Source organism: Bacillus sp. HMA207 (assembly GCF_003402455.1).
GTDB classification, from domain to species: domain Bacteria; phylum Bacillota; class Bacilli; order Bacillales; family Bacillaceae_G; genus Bacillus_A; species Bacillus_A cereus.
The window spans coordinates 526,035-545,332 of record NZ_BEZT01000002.1; the positions used below are offsets into that span (position 1 = coordinate 526,035).

Below are 19,298 nucleotides of genomic sequence, written 5' to 3' on the forward strand. Positions count from 1 at the left end.
TTTATTAAATATCTAAGTTTAAGTGTGGTTTATGATCTAAATGGTGATGCGTTTTAATGAATCGTACTGTTCTTGTTTTGTAACGCATTACGATAGAGTATGTTTCAGCTAAATCTCCACCAAGGAATTTAACACCGTCTAATAACTCACCAGCAGATACACCAGTTGCTGAGAAGATTGCATCATCCCCGGATACTAAGTCATCTAACATAAGAAGTTGACGAGCGTCTTCTAATCCCATTTCACGACAACGAGCTTCTTCTTCTTCGTTCATTGGAACTAAGCGAGCTTGCATTTCACCTTCAAGGCATTTTAATGCTGCTGCAGAAATAACACCTTCTGGAGCTCCGCCAATACCTACGAATAAGTCGATACCCGTTCCAGGTAGTGCTGTTGCGATTGACGCACCAACATCACCGTCACCAAATAATTTTACGCGTGCACCTTTTGCACGAACACGGTCAATAATATCTTGATGACGTTCACGTTCTTGAACGATAACTGTTAGATCGCGAATCTTTTTATTGTTAGCTTCTGCTACAATTTCAATTGTTTTTTCAATTGGATCATCTAAGCTAATTTTACCAGCTGCTTTTGGACCAACCGCGATTTTTTCCATGTACATATCAGGAGCATGAAGAAGGTTCCCTTTGTCTGCGATTGCAATAACTGCCATTGCATTTGCAAGACCTTTTGCAACGATGTTTGTACCTTCTAATGGATCAACGGCGATATCTACTTCTGGACCGTTACCTGTTCCTAGTTCTTCACCAATATACAACATCGGTGCTTCATCAAGTTCTCCTTCACCAATTACAACTGTACCTGCCATGTTTACTGAATCGAACATATCACGCATTGCTGTAGTTGCTGCATCATCTGCTTCATTTTTCTTTCCGCGGCCCATCCACTGTGCGGATGCTAAGGCTGCTGCTTCTGTTACACGGACAATTTCTAGTGCGAGTTCACGTTCCAAGATTCCATTCCTCCAATTTCAAAAATCATACAAATATAACTATAACAAATAACGGAGAAAAGGTGAATTCGAAAAATTGTCGATTTTTTCAGAAGAAAGCGTTACAATTAAAATGTAAATGCTTTAATTTCCAGGTAGGTGACATTCATGTATTTTGTAGACAGAAAGAAAATAGAACAAATGCTAGTATGTTTAGAACGAGCAACAAGTACATTTCAAGAGAAAAAGATATATGAAACCGAGTTTGAATTTTACGCATTAGAGCGCATAGCCCATCTTATTATTGATTGTGTATTAGATGTAGGAAATGCGATGATTGATGGATTTATTATGCGTGATCCAGGAAGCTATGAAGATATTATTGATATTTTAATGGACGAGCGAGTGATAAGTGAAGAAGATGGACAAGGGATGAAAGAAATTATCCTTCTTCGAAAAATGCTTACGCAAGATTATATTCAAATGAATCATGATGAATTATATAAGACGATTCAAAAACATATTGCAGTGGTAGAGAAATATCCAGCAAATATTCGCAGTTATTTAGAAAAGGAATTAGGACCTGTATCTGCATTTGTACCAGAATAATTATGCTTATAAGATCCCCAGAGAATGCCTTTTGGGGATCTTATATTGTATGTGAGAAAGAAAAGGGAGAAGGGTGAAGTATGGGGGAAGCACGTACTACGAAAGACGAGATTGTACAATTGTTGAAAGTAAAGGGAGAGCACACGGTAGCGGAACTAGCTGACGTTTTAGAGATTACAGAAATGGCGATTCGAAGACATTTAAGTAATCTTGAGAAAGACGGACTCATTTATTCTAAGATGGTAAGGCAACATGTCGGAAGACCAACTTATTTGTATGGATTAAGCGAAAAGGGAGAAGATACATTCCCGAAAGAGTATAAGCAATTTGCGATTGATATGCTAGAAGATTTAGCTCGAATGGGCGATGAAAAAATACTTCGTTACGTTTTAAAAGAGAGAACGAAGCGAATGGAAGAACAGTTACAAAAGAGAGTGAGTAATCAAAAGAATTTAGCATATAAAGTGCAAGAGATAGCAGCTATGCAAGAGAAAAATGGTTATATGGTTCAAATAAAGAGAGATGGAGAGAAATCTTTCGTAATTGAAAAACAAAACTGTCCGTTAAAGGAAATTGCCGAGAGATTCCCGCAAGTGTGTGAAGATGAAAAAGAAATGTATAAGCGTTTATTTACGAACGCAGAAGTGAAAACGCTAGCAAATATGTGCGAGGGCGATTGTAGTTGTTCTTACCAAATAAAAGAGAAAAAATGAACGTTATGGGGCGCTTTAAGGTAAAGCGTTTTTTTCTTTTGGAAAAGCGGGTAATATAAGAGTGGTATGATAAGGTGAGAACGTTAGTATAGAAGGAGAGACATAATCGATGTATAAAGGTTACTTAATTGACTTAGACGGTACGATGTATCGCGGAGAAGAACAAATTGAAGAAGCAAGCGACTTCGTAAAAGCATTAGGAGAGCGCGGCATTCCATATTTATTCGTTACGAATAACTCAACTCGCAAACCGGAACAGGTAGCAGAAAAGCTTGTTCGTTTCGATATTCCAGCGAAAGCAGAGCAAGTATTCACAACGAGTATGGCGACTGCGAACTTCATTTATGAACGTAAACAAGACGCAACTGTATATATGATTGGTGAAGAAGGCTTACACGATGCACTTGTGGAAAAAGGATTTGAACTTGTGGATGAAAATCCTGATTTCGTTGTTGTGGGTTTAGATCGTGACATCACATATGAAAAATTAGCAAAAGCGTGTCTTGCTGTGCGTAATGGCGCGACGTTTATTTCTACAAATGGGGATATTGCCATTCCAACTGAGCGAGGATTATTACCAGGTAACGGCTCATTAACATCAGTTGTAGCAGTATCAACAGGTGTGGATCCAATCTTTATCGGAAAACCAGAATCAATCATTATGGAACAAGCTTTAAAAGTGCTTGGCATAGAAAAAAATGAAGCATTAATGGTTGGGGATAACTACGATACAGACATTTTAGCAGGAATAAATGCTGGTATGCATACCCTTCTTGTCCACACTGGAGTCACAACTGTGGAGAAGTTAACAGAATATGAAGTACAACCAACGCAAGTTGTGCATAACTTGACGGAGTGGATTGAGAAGATGTAATGAAATGCAGGTAGCCGGAAGAGGTTACCTGTTTTTTTATGCATAATTGCATATGTACTATAGGTATACGGAATGTAAAATTTAAATGTATTGATATAAGGGAGGAATAAGAATGTACTGGATGTCATGTATTATGCTTGTTTTTACATTATGCGTTTTGTTCTTTGTTCTATGGAAAATATATAAAATAAATGAAATGAAAAAAAGCGCAGGAAAACTTATTGCAATGTATCCTCGGGTGAAAAGACGTTGGATTGCATTACTTGGACCAACATATTTCATTGGACAATGTATGTATATATATGCTCAGTACGTAAGTGGCGATATTGATACAGTTGAACAGTTTTTTATTCAGCTAGGTATTCATGCTGTAGCAAGTTGTTTTATGACTTTAATAGCTATACATCTTATTAAAAGTGTACAAATATATGAAAAAGGTGTAATAGATGGATTAAACTTTTATTCATATGAAGAATTGAAAGGCTATAAAACATCAACATGGGAAAATCCAAAAGAAAATATATTTTTATATCGCGGGAGAGAAAAAATGAATGACAATGTGAATTTACTTATTAGAAAGGAAGATATGAATGAATTAGAAAGCATTCTTCAAAGATATATTCCGAAATTAATGGTGAAATAAAAAAACTCCGGTTTTAACAACCGGAGTTTTTTATTAGAATGCACGATTCACAACGTCTTTAACCTCTTCAAGATATTGTTTACGCACACTGTCATCCACAGAAGGAACACTTGTATAGAATGTATGCTCAATTGTTTCAATGCCTGTAAATTCAAAAATACCAACATCCGCTGTTTTCTTCATTGCATCAAACATGCCGCCTGCTGTGTATGCTTCTTTCGTATTTCCCATTGTAGATAATAACAATCCTTTTTTACCGCTTAATAACTTTTCAATACCGTTTTCACCGTAAGCATAAGCGAATCCGTGGCTAAATACACGGTCAACGTATCCTTTTAAAATAGCAGGAAGTCCCGCCCACCACACTGGATAAATGAATGTAATGCTATCAGCCCAAGAGATATGCTCTTGTTCTTCTTTAATATCTTCTGGTGTATTTCCTTGAGAAAATGAGATGAAATCGGAAGCGCCTAATACTGGATTAAAGTTTAATTCGTATAGATCGCGAACGCGTACTTCGTGACCTTTTCCTTCTAATTCACTTTTTACCGTTTCTAAAATCGCATGGTTGAAGCTTTCTGTATTCGGGTGTGCATAAACGATTACATGTTTCATTTTTCTTCCTCCTATTTGTGGATATGTGAATAGCTTTTATGTATTCGTGTAACTATTATGGTTACTTTTTTTACGAGAGTCAATTTTTCTGACATGAGAAATATTAGTATGTTACAAAAAAATACAAAATAGTAGGAAGTTTGTATTTTGAATAGAATATATAGATTGATAAATAGAGAGAGAAGGGGATATGGGGATGAATATTATTGAGATTGAAAGGTTAGAAAAATCATTTGATATTGGAGATAGTAAAGTCAAGATATTAAAAGGCATTAATCTTCAAATTCAAAAAGGAGATTTCGTTTGTATTATGGGAGCAAGTGGCTCGGGTAAAACGACCTTACTTCAGTTGTTAGGTGGATTAGATATTCCATCGGTAGGTAGTATTCGAGTTGATGGTACAGAGATTTCCACATTAAAAGAAAAAGAGCTCGCTTTATTTAGAAGGCATAAAATCGGTTTTATTTTTCAGCAGTTTAATTTGATTCCAGTGTTTAGTGCAGAAGAGAATGTAGGGTTACCGTTACTGTTAGATAATGTCTCGCAAAAGAAGGCAACGGTGACAGCAACTCGTTTATTAGAACTTGTTGGATTGAAGGAAAAAGAAAAACATTTACCAGCACAGTTATCAGGCGGGCAACAGCAAAGGGTTGCGATAGCAAGAGCTTTTGCAAATGAACCGGCAATTATATTAGCGGATGAGCCAACAGGGGCATTAGATTCGGAAAATAGCAAAAACATAATTGCGGCACTTCGCAATGCGTGTGATGAGTTAGGGCAAACAGCTGTTATTGTAACGCACGACCCGTTCGTAGCGGCTCATGCGGATAAAGTTGTTTTCTTATTTGATGGTGAAGTGATTCATGAACATGCTGAAAGTAAAGGGTGGAAGTTTCGAAATATCCCACAACAAGTTACTCACATTCAAGAGATTATGAATCGCCACTTTAAAGTAGGGGGTAAAGGTGATGCGATGGGTAATTAAGTATGCAGTAAAATCGATGAAACAAAATTGGCTGCGAAATATGTTGATTGCTCTCGGTGCAGCTTTAGGTGTTATGTTAGCGACGATGTTATTGCTAGGAAATCAATCAGTAGAGAAGAGTGTGAAGGAACAAGTAGTAAGCCGATATGGAGATTATAATTTACAATTTGGCTATATAAAAAACGATATGTATTTAAATAATGAAAGTTTAAAGGGAATAGATGGCTTAGAAAATGCTAAGAAAATATCAAAAGCACTTATACCATATCCTTTTCCGCATTATAAAGAGTTATCGGGAAAACCGTCCTATTGGGGTGTTGAGCAAGATTCTCCAGAAATGCATTCTTATAAAATAGTAGAAGGGCGATATCCGAAAAAAGGTGCTGAAGTAGCGCTGACAAAAGGGTATACAGAACGTGAAAATATACGATTGGGAGATACGATTAAACTGCCATTCCCACAACATGGAGAAAAGAATGTGAAAGTCGTCGGCATTTTAAATCCGCCGTTAATGGCGGCAATGGGGCATGGGGCTTATTTTCCAATCCAGTGGCTTCAAAAAGAATTAAATCTACCAAATTAGTTTAATCTCGTTCAAGTGAAAACAGCCGATGTAAATGTGAAAAGGGCGATTGCTCTTGATGTAAATAAGAAGATAGAAAATATAAAGGTGGATCAACGTACTTATGTCGATAAGGCATTTGAACGACTAAATGTAATGAAGCCTTTAATTTTTAGTTTAGGTGGTATTGCCTTATTTGTAGTAGCCCTTTTAATAATGGGAAGTTTCTTCTTATCTGTCAGAAGTCGATTTAAGCAATGGGCATTATTACGTGCACTCGGTAGTAACCCAAATCAAATTATAGTAGTCGTTTTATTAGAGGCTTTATGCATCGGAGCGATCGGATCGTTAGCAGGGGTTATTCTTGGGGCAGGTACGCAAACAATTGCAGCATCATTCATTAACAAATGGGTGAATATTGAGGGGGCAGGGGAAGTATCATTCTCGATTTTAAGTGAGATTTTACTCATTACTTTTTTACTAGGGATTGTTATGTCTATCATAGGGGCTATTATACCAGCTTTCATGGTTAGAAAGATTCCACCAGTTCAAGCACTCCGCCCAGGTCTTCCTAGTAATGAGAAGAAAGAAAAAAGATGGAGTGCTTTTAGCCTTAGCATTTTAATTATTGGTACTGTTATTGGGCTAGCAGGTAGTGTATTAGAGGAGTATATCGGTTTTAATCCAAGTGCGATAGGAGCGCTTTTATTCGCGGTCGGTTTGTTATTTGCGATCCCGTTATTTATTCGCGTGATAGCACCAGTGATTGCAAAACCGATTCAAATGATATTACGAATTGAAACGACGATTAGTAGCCGGAATGTCATTCGTTATCGAAATAAGGCAGCTGTGTCGGTTGCTATACTAGCATTTGGTTTTATGTTAGCACTTGTTGGAACGATGTATGTAAACTCTATGTATGAAGGTATGAAAAAAGGATTACAAAAACATTTACCAGCGGACTTAGTAGTAAGAATTCCAGTAGAGTCGCAAGGAATAGAAACATTACCGTTTAGTTGGATGGAGAAGGTTAAAAAAATTGATGGTGTAGAGACGAGTGTTGGGAATGCTACTGACTTTACAGCAAAGCTTGTGAATTATGACTTTAAAAAAGCGAATCAAGAATGGTATGAATTTATGAAAAAAAACAATTTGAACTCTGATTCAATGGAAGTTGTAGGTAATGATATTGTAGCGTATCAGAAAGTAACAAAGGCGAAAGTGATTGCAGGACAAACTTTAAATAAGCCATTAGAAGATGGTGAGGGAGTCATTACGAAGGAAGTGGCTAAAAATTTAGGGATTCAGTTGCAAGATACGTTTGAAGTACAAGGAAAGGGAAAAGAAAAACAAACGATTAAAGTCGTTTCAATTATTGAGCAAGGATTAAGGTTAAGAGGGTTAGATGTTTTTGTAAATGAACAATGGGCTCGCGATAAGTTTCACGTACAAGGATATGAAGCGATTCAAATTATGACAAATTCTAATCAGTCATTTGAAGCAATTAAGAAGCAAGTAAAAGAAATTACAAAGAATAAAGAGAATATAGAAGTTATAAACAGTTATGATTTATTGAAAGAACAAGAGCAGTTATTATCGCAAATGATGATGTTAATTAGCTTGTTAGTTGTAATTGTTTTCATTATTTCTGGTATAGGATTAATGAATGCGATAGTAGCAAGTTTACATGAAAGACGTGCTGAAATTAGTATGATTCGTGCGGTAGGAGCTATCCCAAAGCAAATGAGAAGGATCGTTTTATTAGAGGGAACTTTACTTGGAGCGATAGCTGGTTGCATTGGCATTTTTGGTGGGATTTTGTTTAGTTATATAGTGTTATCAAGCTTAGAGTTAACGGTTATTATTATTCCGTATAATCAAGTGGTCATACTGGCTTTAGCTAGCGTGATGCTTGGAGTGGGGGCAGCATTGATTGCGTCATTACAATTAAGAAAGTTCAAATTAAGTGATACTTTAAAAGAGTTATCAGCATAAAAGACTGTTACACACCACTCATACAAAGTACAAAGAAAACAAATAAAATGATAACAATACCAATACCGAAGTTAAATACGAGGGTACTATCCATATATGTAGCCTCCTTATTTGAAAGTAAAAAGCACTCTAGTTAAGAGTGCTTTTTATTTTGAATCTACTTTATAACTTTTAGAAAGTGATTCATGCGTGTCATGATTTACATTATTTTATGTATTTATGCTTTGAAATGAGTAAGTCCTTGTGAGATATAGAAAAAAAGACACTCGTTGGAGTGTCTTTTAAGATGACAAAATGTGCCAATTGCTTGAGGTTGATAAGACGCTAATTTCCGTGTTAACGCCTTTTCTCTAATCAAGAAGTGTAGCAACAGCGATTCAAATAAATTGTACCATCTGTTTAACCGCGGTGCGTATGCAATTGTGCATATGATGATCATGAGGTAGGTAATGAACTGTGAATAATTTGAAGTGATTTATTTACGATTTCTTCTGCGGCATATATGCCGATTGCGTCTGTTTTTAAAATATGGGGTTGTAAGCTATCATGCATTGCCCCTAACTCACCATGAAGTGGTGCGAAGGCATGGTTCGCCTTTTCAAGCATGCATAAATCAAGTAAAGAATCCCCAGCTGTAATAATCGTATCTATTTGCAAAATTTCTTTTATATATTGCACGGCGTCCCATTTGTTAATTGGTTTTGGTACAAAGTATAGCTTTCTACCTTGAAGTGAATGATTCCAGCCTTGTTTGTCTAACCAGGAAGTGAAGGATGATAATTCATCATAAGGAATGTTCTCCCGTTTAATAATGCAATAATGGAATAGATCATCAGCTGTTTTTTGTGATATAACCCAATCTTTATGAGCTATTTGTCCAAATTCCTTTAGTATGTCGTTTCCCTCTATACATTCAAACGATAGTCTTTCTTTTACTATCCTGTTCCAAGTACCATCTTGTTTACCGTTATGAAGGATATTGCCGCCGTTACTTGTAATGGCGTATTCGGGAATGATTTCGTCTTGGAATAAAGAAATACGCTGAAACTGCTCAATAGTTCTTGTTGTAACTGGGATGAAATGTGAGTGCAGTTGCAATTTTTTTAGTAGTGAAATGGTTTTATGTGATATGAAAGAAATTTCTTTCCCATCTAAAGTTTCAATGAGTTGAATTGATTCATCTTCTATAGGGGCACGAAACGATTTCCGGGAATAAATAAGCGTCTGATCAAGATCACTGGCGAAAATCATATCGTTTCCCTCTTAAGAGGCTTAATGAGCCCGCAACATGAATAAGCCATATTCTCATAGATTTCAATAGGGACATTCTTTTCTTTAGCAAGAAGTAAAATATGCTTTAAATCGGGATTGTTTTGCTTCCGTATTAAAATTTTCCATGGTATTCTCCGGAGTAATACACGAGTTGTTTCGCCCACTCCTGGTTTGATTAAGTTAATATCGTCAATTTCAAAGTGATTTTGGATAGACTGTATATCTTTTAATCCTTGCCAAGAGGGATCAGTGTAAGTTGAAGTAATATAACGTAATTGATTATCTATATGAGAATGAACAGAAGGGAATAAATCTGTTACCTCATCAATGAATAAATTTGATAAGTCTTCTTGTTCTAGCTCTTTATAATATTTAACACCATGAAAATCATTTGGACCGATATAGGTGTCATTTAGTACAGTGCGGCTAATGAGTCCAGAGACTGTTGCATTTAAGCAAGCGCTAGGAATAAGAAAATCTTCACGTGTACCGTAAATTGAAGTACAGTAACCGGGATCAGCAAGCACAGCCATACAATGAGAAATGTGTGTATTATTTCGTTCGTTAAATGTGTGTACGGCATATTCTAATTCTTTTTTTATTGCACCTTTTCCAGTCCACCCATCAATGAATTGAATTGTTTCTTTAGGGTGATGTTCCAAAATATAATGGAGTGCATTTTCATCAATACCGCGTCCGCGAACAATAGAAATACAATAGTGAGGTACATCAAGGTTGTATTGATAGCGTATGTAGCGTTTGATAAGAATGCCAATAGGTGTACCAGCACGAGCTAATGAAACGAGGACAAGGTTAGTTCCTTTAGTTTGTATAATCTGTTCGGCGACAACTCCAACAGCGATGGCTAGTTTGTGTTTGTATTGTTGCAGGGAAGAAAAGAATAAATCCATATACGCTTTAGAGGGTTTATATTCCATTGGTAACATTTCGGAATAATGTGTGCCAGCTTGAATTGCTTGTTCTCTAGTTTCCGTGGAACTTTCTTTCATTAAATCACTAATATCTTTTAATAGAAAAATAGCATCATTTGGATTGTAACTACTAATATGAGAATTTAATTTTACCATAATTATCAACCTTCCTTTTCTATGCTATTTGAAAATGAGACGATATGAATAAAAGGAATAACTGTTTGTAACTGCTGTAGAAGAGGAGATAGGGCTTCTTCTCCTAAATCACGCTCAATGAAAACAAATACTTCATCGTAATCATGAGGTGAAATATTATAAAAGTAATTTGTAATAGTAGAATCTTCAGGACTTGGATATGAGAAATGATTATGAATGGCGTAGTTCACATCATTTGAAACAGAATGGATAGGGCTTCTTGTTGTAGATTGATATAAAATATTTTCACCCATTTCAGCAGCAATTTTCATTGGGATATACATAAATTCACCCGTTCCGAGACAGAGTGTTCGTTTTCCAATTCTCTTTCTTTGTAACATTTTTCCTGCTTCTTGAGTAAAAGAATGAATGTGCTTTTGTTCATATGATGAAATGCCAAAGCGTCCAGTATATTTTATGTAATTTGATGTATAGGATAATGTTGGACAAGTAATGGTATGCTTTTTGAAATAAGGTTTTGTTTCTTCAGTTTGCATAGTTGGTTTTGAAACATTCGACGGTTGGCCAGTTGTATGAATACTGCCTTCTAATAAAGAAATAACATGAACCTTAATTTGAAGTTCTTCTTCTAATTGTTTAAATTGTTTTCTATTAGTATGAGAACGCCAGTCTAATAAAGAAGCAATTATATATTCTTCTCGTGGGAATTTATTTTGAATAGATCTAATAATATTTAATGCTGTTTTTCCTGTTGTCATCTCATCATCTACGAGAACAATTGGATTGTTGTTTTGAAAAAAGCTTTCATCTACATAACAACGGTGTGATGTTGCATGAGAATGTTCTTCCTCAAATGTAATGACAGATTCTAGGTGGGGTATCGATTCCCTAGTTGTATGCACATACTTTGCATTTTGAAAGCATTGAAACATAGAATGACCAAGTGCTGTCGCTGTTTCAGCGAATCCGATGAACAAAACTTCTTCTTGCAGAGGATATCGATAACGAAATACTTCCTCTGGGATTTCATCAATTTCTAATGAAATGAGATTTAAAATTTCTTTTCGAAATGGATGAGAAATATTATGTAGTATTTCCATATATCTTGCAGCGAGAGCAACTCCACTTGATAGAGAGACTGCAGGTTTAATAGGAAGATGCTTTCCAAGGATTGTACTCACAAATAAAAAACTACGTTTCTTATTTATTCTCGCAGCCATTTGAAAAAGATTGTCTAGCGCTAAATTATATGGATTATCACGTACTTCTACATGGACTTGTATATTATTTAAAACGTTATACGTGTTGCTTTGCGTTTGTAATAAGGAGATCGGTGAATTGTTTGTTTTCATGTAGCACCCCGTAAATATTAGATTTTAAAATGGTTTTGTGAGCCCAGCTATAATGAGGTTTTACTTCATTCATTTTGTTAGAAAAACTGCTTTTTAGCACTCCATTATACGTATCTGCATTTTGTAAAATTGATCTCGCATCTAAATAATCTTCCATTGTGACAATGTGCATTGCCTGTACAACTTTAATATGAGATGGGTGAATAACTGTCTTTCCGATTAAGCCATTTGCATGGTCAAGTGATACCTCTTGAATAAGCCCTTCTTCATGATCATTAGAAAAATATTCCCATACACATCCTGAAATAATATATTCATTTGTTGCCCTTGAGAAAACGTTAATAATGTCTGAAATACAATCACGGACAACAGTAATATGATAGATAGGTGTGTATTTATTGCGCCGAATACTAAATATACTTGAAAAATCAGTAGCACCAATACGTACATTTAAGATGTAATCGTGATAAGAATCTAGTAAATTTTTTATTTGTAATAATGATTCTGCCCGTGTTTCCTTATACATAATTTCGGGGGATTCTAAAATCGGCATGCCATATAGCGATAATGAGTATAACTCGTTTATATATGCAAGCTGATCGATATAAGTCTTTCCGTTAATCGGTGTGAATTTTGGAAAGACAAAACCACATAAACAATGAACAGCACTACCTAATTCAGTAACAATTGTCTTCAGTTGACTTGGCTGTCGAACTCTAATAAAAAGAAGCGGGATGTCTGCTTGATTTAGTATGTTGGCACTGACTAAGTTAGCGATTTGCTGTATTTGAACGACGATGTTTTGCTCTGCAAGTTTTACTTCCTCATCGCTGATAGCGTCCTCTAGACAAAGAATAATTGAGGTAGCATCCACATGTTTCTTTCTAATTATATCTTCCGCAATCGTTTCTTTCGTGCCGGGAGTATATAGTGTGGCACCTAGTGCGTAAGCTAGTTGTTCTTTCCCTATATTTTTTGAAAAACTAAGGGGTTCTTTATAGAAAAAATTTTGCCGTTCTTCCGAGGAGAGATAAGAAAAGTAATTCAAATTGTCACCACCTTATTTGTAATGATTCTGTTTAATCGTAACATAATAAGAAAAATCTTCCATAAAAATAAAGCGAGAAATTAAAAAATATATTGAGAAAGATGAATTATAAGATGAATATCGAATATTGTTAATAGAAATATAATAGGGGGAAAGAGAAAGTGGATATACATAAGTTAACAGAGGAAGAAGCAAATGAGATAAATACTTGGACGTACGAGGAACCTTATAGTTTATATAGTTTTTCAGGCGAGAAAGAAGTAATAGAAGAGCTATTAGATGGAACGTATTATGGCTGTTGTGACGATCAAGGAGATCTCATCGGTTATTTTTGTTTTGGAGGAAATGCACAAGTGCCAGGTGGAAGAGATGCTAATTTATATGGTGGAGAAGATGTGATTGATATCGGACTTGGCATGAAGCCGGCGTTAACTGGGAAGGGAATAGGGAAAGAATTCTTCCAAGCTGGAATAGCGTTTGCCACGAAAGAGTTTAATGCAAAAATGTTTCGATTAAGCGTAGCAACATTTAATACAAGAGCGATTACGGTATATAAAAATATCGGATTTAAACAAGGGAATATTTTTTTGAGTCGCGGAAGAGAATTTATGCTTATGGAATACGAAAGGCCGTCAGCATGAAACTGACGGCCTAGAAAACATTATTATTCTGAGTGCTCAGCTCGGTGCGCTAAACGGCTTGAAGCTGCGGCAGCAATTCCGCCAACGATATCGTCAAGGAATGTGTGCACTTTTCCAGTTGATTTATCATTTAAGTATTCTAAAATACCAGGTTTTAATTTATCAATATATCCAAAGTTCGTGAAACCGATAGAGCCGTACACGTTTACGATAGAAAGTGCGATAACTTCATCAATTCCGTATAAGCCTTCATCACGTTTTACAATATCTTGTAACGGTTCACTTAGCATTCCCTTTTCAGCAAGGACATCAAGCTCGATACCAGTAATCAGTGCGTTTTGTACTTCACGTTTTGATAGTACACGTTCTACATTGTAACGGCATTCTGACATCTCTAAATTTGGATGATATTTTTTTTGAAGAAAATGAACAAGTTCAGCAATATCGTCAATTGTTACACCACGTTCTTGTAATAGTTGTAATGCTCTTTCTTGTAGTTGATTTGATTCTTTCATGTTTATCACCTTTTTTTCTTTTTAGTATTTGTATACGTTTCGTTGCTTTATCCTGTGCATAGGAATGAAAGGCGAGCACAAGCTCATATATATAAAGAAAAACCATAGGTGGCGACTGCGATGATTCAGCATATTTATGAGCATTATCACATGCATGTTAAAGAATTAATCCCCCTTGGCCCCTATAAAAGCTTTTGGATTCGCAACAAAATTTATGTACTTGTTCCAATTGGAGAAATGGAGGAAGAAGTACTTGTAGAGATGAAAAAGCTCAGTGACTATATGAACCAGCAAGGGGATATAACTGTAGCGACTTTCGTTCCAACTATACACGGCTACTATGTAAGTGAGATAGAAGAACAAAATTACTGCTTATTAAAAGGTATGCGAGCGTTAGAGCGACATGCTACGTCATTAGGAAGTGAACTTTCTATATTCCATAAACGAGGTGCATTCTTTCCAGAAGAAATCGAGCAATTAAGCCGCATTGGTGAATGGAAAGCGTTATGGGAAAAGAGACTCGATCAGTTAGAAAAGTTTTGGCAATCACAAGTGATGAACCACCCTACAGACGTATTCGATCAATTGTTTATTGAATCCTTCCCGTATTACTTAGGAGTTGCAGAAAATGCCATTCAATATGTTGTTGATACAGAAATGGATGATACGCCGCAACTAACTGATGCAGCGACAATTTGCCAAGAACGATTCACACCTTTATTATGGCATCAAACGAAGCGTCTCAAACTCCCTTTTGATTGGGTGTATGATCACCCAACTCGAGATATAGCAGAATGGATTCGCTATATGATGATTGAAAAAAAGAAAGACTGGGATCAAACAATCGTTCAATTTGTTACAGATTATGAACGAAATTACTCGCTGTCCTCATTTGGTTGGCGCTTATTATTTGCAAGGCTCCTGTTCCCGCTTCACTATTTTGAAACGGTCGAACGATATTACCAAACTGGAAACGAAGAACAAAAAAGCATATATAGAGATCGCTTAGAAGCCATTTTACACGATGTAAACCGCTCAGAGCAATTTATGAAGCACTTTTATGGCTCACTTCGTTTACCAGTAGATAAGCTCGGGATTAGAAAATTAGATTGGTTATCTTAAAAATATAAAAAAGAGACCGAGTGAGGTCTCTTTTTTATATACCACAATTTTATGTAATACATTATGCCCCTACCTGCTGATCTGTACATATATTTAAAACGAATTGATGCCTTTCGAGCTTTTCATTTACTTTACCCAATAATTCTTGCTGGATTTCTTTAAATAAAAATTGATAGCTTGTATTCCATGTTGGTATAACGGATGAAAGGCCTAATAAATACTCTTTTTTCTTTTCTAGTTCTTGAATTGTTACAAAAGTGTTCCCCATTTTTGGCATCTGTCGTCCCCCTATGTTTTTTTACTGTATATGTGTGAACGATTCACTATATAGTATTAATTATCGCATTTTTTGAGAAGGATTTCCAATTTTGTTTTATGATGTTAACGGATAAATGTGATTTGAATAAAAAAAGGAGACCAAATTTGGTCTCCTTTTAGCAAGTGACTTTGAACGAGCCGCTTCCGCTTTTAGATTAAAATACTTGTTCTACTTCGATAACGCCTGGTACTTCTTCAAGTAACGCGCGCTCGATACCAGCTTTTAGTGTGATTGTAGAACTTGGGCAGCTTCCGCATGCACCCATAAGGCGTAGTTTTACGATACCTTCTTCAATGTCTACTAATTCAACGTCTCCGCCATCGCGAAGTAAGAATGGACGTAATTTATCTAATACTTCTAATACTTGTTCTTGCATATGTGGGTTTTCCATTTTTATCGACTCCTTTCATCAGTTTTATTATAATCAAGATAGAGGGGAAAATCTATTTTTTCTCTTCTTGTTTTATTGTCGAAATATTGTATCGTGTTTTTTCAGTATAGGGGTATGGAATAAGTTTGTAAAATGATGTGCTTATGTAATAAGACATCTGAATATACTGTTGGAACAAGAAGTGGGGGAGAAGAAATGGTTAATGTTCAAGTGTATGGGACGAAAGTAATTTGTGCGAGCTGCGTCGGAATGCCATCTTCAACAGAAACGTTTGAATGGTTACAAGCGGCAATTGGTCGTAAATATGAAGGACAAGAAAATAAATTTAATTTCGAGTATATTGATTTCCAAGAAGAACAAGAAGATGCGGATAAAAAAGCATTCGCAGAGCGCGTAGTGGAAGAAGATTTATTTTATCCGGTCGTTCTTGTAAATGGAGAAATTGTTGGAGAAGGAAATCCTCGTTTGAAGGATGTTTACGAAGAAATCGAGAAATATTTATAAAACAAGAAGTCTTTGCGAATTTGCAAAGGCTTTTTTATTGGAGGGATAGATATGAAAAATGGAGTGAAGCATGCGTTACCAACGGAAGTACAACGGTTAATGGAGCGGTACACAGTAGAATTAAAAGAAATTTTTTTGGATGAAAAAATAGTCGGGGTATATATTTACGGATCCATCGCACTAGGTGCATTTCATAAGGAAACGAGCGATGTTGATTTTGTTACAGTGATAAATGATTCCGTGAATGAAGCTGAAAAACAGCAGCTTGTGGAACTACATAAGAAACTTAGTGACAATACGCTAGGTAAAAGAATGGACGGTATGTATATTCCGCTTGCTGACTTAGGGAAATACAATGATGAAATGAACGAGTACGTGTATTGTGCAGACGGTAAAGCTAATGTTGGTCATTGGGACATTAATGCGGTCACATGGTGGACGTTGAAAAATCAAGGCATTACAGTTACAGGAAAAGAAGCAGAAGATCTTCCGCTGCAAATACAATGGAATGATGTAGTAAATACGATGAAATACAACGTAGAACAGTACTGGAGTGAAAAGGCGAAGAAGCCATATTTATTTTTTATAGAAGAGTGGGTAGAATCAGCTGTCGTTACGATGGGACGTATTTTATATACACTAGATCATAAAACAATCGTTTCAAAAGATAGAGGGTTGCAATACTTGTCAGAACGTTCAGCGGAAGAGTGGGAGCTCTTATTAAAAGAAGTAGCGAGAATACGGCACAATCCAAAAGAAAAGCGAATGCTCTCAAGGTGGAGAAGAGCAGATATGACGAAGAGGTATTTACTGCATTTAATTGAGACGTGTAGAGAGAAATGGTAGGGAAGAAAATGGACAATACAGTGGGGTGTATTGTCTTTTTTATTTTGTAGTAGATAGAAAAGTAATTACAAGCATTGTGTAGAGGAAAGATAATAGAAAAAAATATGCGCATGGGGGAAGATGATGAGTAAATATAAATTACATATAGATAAAGAACAACTATGGAAAGGCTGCGTTTTAAATTCGATTGCCCATGCAATTAATGTAGCGCATTGTCCAGATTTCTCACATGAAAGTTCATGGGATGGATTTAACTATAGTATGCAAGATAGCCAAGGGGGACAAGGGACAATTACGTTTCATCCGAATTACACGATTGTATGTCTTCAAGATGTGAATAGCGAGAGAATTGATGAGTGGATTGATGCGAAAAATTATTTTGAAGGGGCACCTTCGGAAGTAATAGATATTGCGAAAGAAGAAGCACTTCAATACGTATTAGAAGAAGTAGAAGGCGAAACAGTTCCTTTTATTACAACTGCATTTTGGATTGAGGATAGCGGTGCGTATTCAATTGATTCATTTGAAGAGATGGAAGAGCACGGCGGATTCTTATTAGAAATTCCATTACTTGATACAGAATCAGCAATGGAAAGACTAGAAGAAGAGTATGAACTGACAGAGGAACAAATAGAGCTTTTACAACTCGTGTATGAGAAAAAAATCCAAAGGCCAAATGAGGAAATTAAGTTGTCTAAAGAAGAAGTAGCAATGATTGGAACGGAAGATAGCGAAGGATTGGAAGTTAGTAAGGACTCATTTGAAGAAATGAATATTACTTGGGAGTTGTAGGGGGGATAACATGTTTCCGATTGGTGATCAGCCGAAGATTATGAAAGACTTAGCAAGTATAGCTGGTGATTTAGAAGAAGTAGCGATTGAGGGGAAAACAAAAAATATAGAACGACTAGCATCTTTGAAAGTTAAAAAATTATGGGTGTTCACAGTAAATCAAAAGCAGTTTGATCATATTCTTACGTATGTTTGTCCCGATATATTATACGTTTACAAAATGAGGGTCGAGGATTTAAGTAGCCTTCAGAAATTGTCCAATTTACAACAGTTGTATATGTGCTGGAATACAAAAGCGAAGACGTTATGGGACATTGATTATAATAAAAAACTCAAATCCTTACTAATTGATGATTTTTCTAAGTTAGAAGATTTAAGTGCTTTAAGTAAGTGCACACAACTTAATACCTTCTATATGGGTGGTGGAATAAATACAGCGATGAAAGTACAAACTTTAAAACCACTCGCTGAATTACAGCAGTTGCAAAAGCTTACTTTGATGAATTTAAAGGTTAAAGATGATTCATTAGAACCGTTAATGCAATTGAAAAATTTAAAGGAGTTAAGCTTATCTAATCAATTTAAAGTGGAAGAGTATGCAAAACTCTCTGTAGCATTGCCATATACGGTATGCGAGTCTTTTAAACCTTACGTATATATGAACGATGCAATAGATGGGAAAAATATAATGGTGACTGGGAGAAGAAGGCCAGTCCTTAATTCAAAAACGGATACTGTGAAGATGCAAAAGTATGAAGAACGATTTAAAAAGTTACAAGAGGAATATAAAGCACTAGTAGAAAGTACAATGTGAAATTACATTGTACTTTCTACTAGTTTTTTCATATACATATCAACTTCGTGAAAGAATATGGGCTCTTTTTCCTCGGTATTCAGATGCACGGTGCAATGTAAATATTGCTGTAAGTAGCGATTAGCTTGTTCGTACTGTTTTAATTTGTAGAAAGAAAAACAGGTAAGAAGTAGAAACGCTTTTTCTTCTAATATTGGAACGACAGCTAGTACCGGAGTAATGGAATGTATATTTATTTCCACTAAATTTTCATAAGATGCCCACGTTTGAAACCAGTCGAAAATAGTAGAAAGGTAATTCGGAATGTTGATAGTTTCATGTGAAACATTGTGCAATAGCTGGTTCTGTTTGATATGTATAGGCTCTATTCTTGTTTGTAGAATGCAAGCGAATATTGAAATGTTTTCTTTTATTTGTAATTGGTTCGTAATAAGCTGCGGGAGACCGATAGGGTGAACTCCTATATTTATATAAAAATCATCTCCAAACTGGCTTTTTTGTATGTTAATGAGCTTATAAAATCCGTTTTCAGCTTTGAAAAATGTATGTCTTTTTTTCTTAAAGCCGAGTGGTTTTAAAGTGGCGTGTAAATTTGTAATAAAATCTTGCTCCTTTTTAGAGCCAGGCTTATTCTTCGTCATAT

Annotated in this window: 21 protein-coding genes and 1 pseudogene; 12 read left to right on the top strand and 10 right to left on the bottom strand. The window is 35.8% G+C overall.

Annotated elements, in window-relative coordinates; translation table 11 throughout:
• Positions 1-4 precede the first annotated feature (4 nt).
• Positions 5-976 carry a class II fructose-bisphosphatase gene (glpX, locus tag HMAS_RS23185; RefSeq protein WP_116345055.1) on the bottom strand — a complete coding sequence of 324 codons (972 nt, stop codon included), beginning with the start codon at positions 974-976 and terminating at the stop codon, positions 5-7.
• Positions 977-1,123: 147 nt separating this feature from the next.
• On the opposite strand from glpX, the gene HMAS_RS23190 reads away from it, so the two are divergent.
• The 4 genes from HMAS_RS23190 (at position 1,124) to HMAS_RS23205 (ending at position 3,794) form a co-directional block, all read left to right on the top strand.
• Positions 1,124-1,564: a DUF86 domain-containing protein gene (locus HMAS_RS23190; protein WP_000274006.1), complete on the top strand. Its 441-nt coding sequence runs from the start codon at positions 1,124-1,126 to the stop codon at positions 1,562-1,564.
• A gap of 80 nt (positions 1,565-1,644) precedes the next feature.
• Positions 1,645-2,277: a helix-turn-helix transcriptional regulator gene (locus HMAS_RS23195; RefSeq protein ID WP_000503345.1), complete on the top strand. Its 633-nt coding sequence runs from the start codon at positions 1,645-1,647 to the stop codon at positions 2,275-2,277.
• 109 nt (positions 2,278-2,386) lie between these two features.
• Positions 2,387-3,151 (top strand): TIGR01457 family HAD-type hydrolase, encoded by a 765-nt coding sequence (locus HMAS_RS23200; RefSeq protein WP_000276467.1) that lies wholly within the window; start codon positions 2,387-2,389, stop codon positions 3,149-3,151.
• A 112-nt stretch (positions 3,152-3,263) separates the two neighbouring features.
• Positions 3,264-3,794: a hypothetical protein gene (locus HMAS_RS23205; protein ID WP_000289911.1), complete on the top strand. Its 531-nt coding sequence runs from the start codon at positions 3,264-3,266 to the stop codon at positions 3,792-3,794.
• 33 nt (positions 3,795-3,827) lie between these two features.
• Here the strand turns inward: HMAS_RS23205 and HMAS_RS23210 are convergent, their stop codons facing one another.
• Entirely contained in the window at positions 3,828-4,409 is a 582-nt protein-coding gene (locus HMAS_RS23210) for an NAD(P)H-dependent oxidoreductase (protein WP_000683439.1), read from the bottom strand.
• A 196-nt stretch (positions 4,410-4,605) separates the two neighbouring features.
• Here HMAS_RS23210 and HMAS_RS23215 point away from each other — a divergent pair, with 196 nt between their 5' ends.
• Positions 4,606-5,394 carry an ABC transporter ATP-binding protein gene (locus HMAS_RS23215; RefSeq protein WP_061113736.1) on the top strand — a complete coding sequence of 263 codons (789 nt, stop codon included), beginning with the start codon at positions 4,606-4,608 and terminating at the stop codon, positions 5,392-5,394.
• Positions 5,378-7,951, top strand: a pseudogene (locus HMAS_RS23220) (FtsX-like permease family protein). The gene HMAS_RS23215 and the pseudogene HMAS_RS23220 overlap by 17 nt, the downstream one beginning before the upstream one ends.
• A 435-nt stretch (positions 7,952-8,386) precedes the next feature.
• On the opposite strand, the gene HMAS_RS23230 reads toward HMAS_RS23220, so the two are convergent.
• The 4 genes from HMAS_RS23230 to HMAS_RS23245 are packed head-to-tail and all read right to left on the bottom strand — an operon-like array spanning position 8,387 to position 12,711.
• Positions 8,387-9,202 carry an HAD family hydrolase gene (locus HMAS_RS23230; RefSeq protein WP_000575384.1) on the bottom strand — a complete coding sequence of 272 codons (816 nt, stop codon included), beginning with the start codon at positions 9,200-9,202 and terminating at the stop codon, positions 8,387-8,389.
• Positions 9,199-10,311, bottom strand: a complete 1,113-nt coding sequence (locus HMAS_RS23235; protein ID WP_000239908.1) for a cysteine protease StiP family protein — start codon at positions 10,309-10,311, stop codon at positions 9,199-9,201. Before HMAS_RS23235 ends, HMAS_RS23230 begins: the two co-directional genes overlap by 4 nt.
• A gap of 5 nt (positions 10,312-10,316) precedes the next feature.
• The gene (locus tag HMAS_RS23240; RefSeq protein WP_116345056.1) at positions 10,317-11,663 is read right to left on the bottom strand and encodes a phosphoribosyltransferase family protein; all 1,347 of its coding nucleotides are present in this window, start codon (positions 11,661-11,663) and stop codon (positions 10,317-10,319) included.
• Positions 11,608-12,711, bottom strand: a complete 1,104-nt coding sequence (locus tag HMAS_RS23245; RefSeq protein WP_048558113.1) for an HpcH/HpaI aldolase/citrate lyase family protein — start codon at positions 12,709-12,711, stop codon at positions 11,608-11,610. Before HMAS_RS23245 ends, HMAS_RS23240 begins: the two co-directional genes overlap by 56 nt.
• Before the next feature lie 161 nt (positions 12,712-12,872).
• Between HMAS_RS23245 and HMAS_RS23250 the strand changes: the two genes are divergently transcribed.
• A complete protein-coding gene (locus HMAS_RS23250; RefSeq protein ID WP_000351150.1) occupies positions 12,873-13,352 on the top strand; it encodes a GNAT family N-acetyltransferase in 480 nt (159 codons plus the stop codon).
• A gap of 23 nt (positions 13,353-13,375) precedes the next feature.
• Here the strand turns inward: HMAS_RS23250 and HMAS_RS23255 are convergent, their stop codons facing one another.
• A complete protein-coding gene (locus tag HMAS_RS23255) occupies positions 13,376-13,867 on the bottom strand; it encodes a phosphatidylglycerophosphatase A family protein (RefSeq protein WP_000665103.1) in 492 nt (163 codons plus the stop codon).
• 120 nt (positions 13,868-13,987) lie between these two features.
• On the opposite strand from HMAS_RS23255, the gene yutH reads away from it, so the two are divergent.
• The gene (gene yutH, locus HMAS_RS23260; RefSeq protein WP_000614215.1) at positions 13,988-14,989 is read left to right on the top strand and encodes a spore coat putative kinase YutH; all 1,002 of its coding nucleotides are present in this window, start codon (positions 13,988-13,990) and stop codon (positions 14,987-14,989) included.
• 61 nt (positions 14,990-15,050) lie between these two features.
• Here yutH and HMAS_RS23265 read toward each other — a convergent pair whose 3' ends face one another.
• Together HMAS_RS23265 and HMAS_RS23270 are read right to left on the bottom strand one after the other, a co-directional pair.
• On the bottom strand, positions 15,051-15,266 hold the full coding sequence (locus HMAS_RS23265) for a hypothetical protein (protein WP_001125507.1): 216 nt from the start codon (positions 15,264-15,266) through the stop codon (positions 15,051-15,053).
• Positions 15,267-15,462: 196 nt separating this feature from the next.
• The gene (locus HMAS_RS23270) at positions 15,463-15,699 is read right to left on the bottom strand and encodes a NifU family protein (protein ID WP_000431159.1); all 237 of its coding nucleotides are present in this window, start codon (positions 15,697-15,699) and stop codon (positions 15,463-15,465) included.
• 195 nt (positions 15,700-15,894) lie between these two features.
• On the opposite strand from HMAS_RS23270, the gene HMAS_RS23275 reads away from it, so the two are divergent.
• The 4 genes from HMAS_RS23275 (at position 15,895) to HMAS_RS23290 (ending at position 18,655) form a co-directional block, all read left to right on the top strand.
• Positions 15,895-16,203, top strand: coding sequence for a YuzD family protein (locus HMAS_RS23275; protein ID WP_000248588.1), 309 nt, complete (start codon positions 15,895-15,897; stop codon positions 16,201-16,203).
• A gap of 51 nt (positions 16,204-16,254) precedes the next feature.
• Positions 16,255-17,049 carry a nucleotidyltransferase domain-containing protein gene (locus HMAS_RS23280; RefSeq protein ID WP_000788488.1) on the top strand — a complete coding sequence of 265 codons (795 nt, stop codon included), beginning with the start codon at positions 16,255-16,257 and terminating at the stop codon, positions 17,047-17,049.
• Positions 17,050-17,172: 123 nt separating this feature from the next.
• Complete coding sequence (locus tag HMAS_RS23285; protein ID WP_000049690.1) at positions 17,173-17,841, top strand: hypothetical protein; 669 nt, start codon at positions 17,173-17,175, stop codon at positions 17,839-17,841.
• A gap of 10 nt (positions 17,842-17,851) precedes the next feature.
• Positions 17,852-18,655 carry a hypothetical protein gene (locus HMAS_RS23290; RefSeq protein ID WP_000483946.1) on the top strand — a complete coding sequence of 268 codons (804 nt, stop codon included), beginning with the start codon at positions 17,852-17,854 and terminating at the stop codon, positions 18,653-18,655.
• 2 nt (positions 18,656-18,657) lie between these two features.
• Here the strand turns inward: HMAS_RS23290 and HMAS_RS23295 are convergent, their stop codons facing one another.
• Positions 18,658-19,296 (bottom strand): DUF4304 domain-containing protein, encoded by a 639-nt coding sequence (locus HMAS_RS23295; RefSeq protein ID WP_006918875.1) that lies wholly within the window; start codon positions 19,294-19,296, stop codon positions 18,658-18,660.
• Between the last annotated feature and the right edge of the window lie 2 nt (positions 19,297-19,298).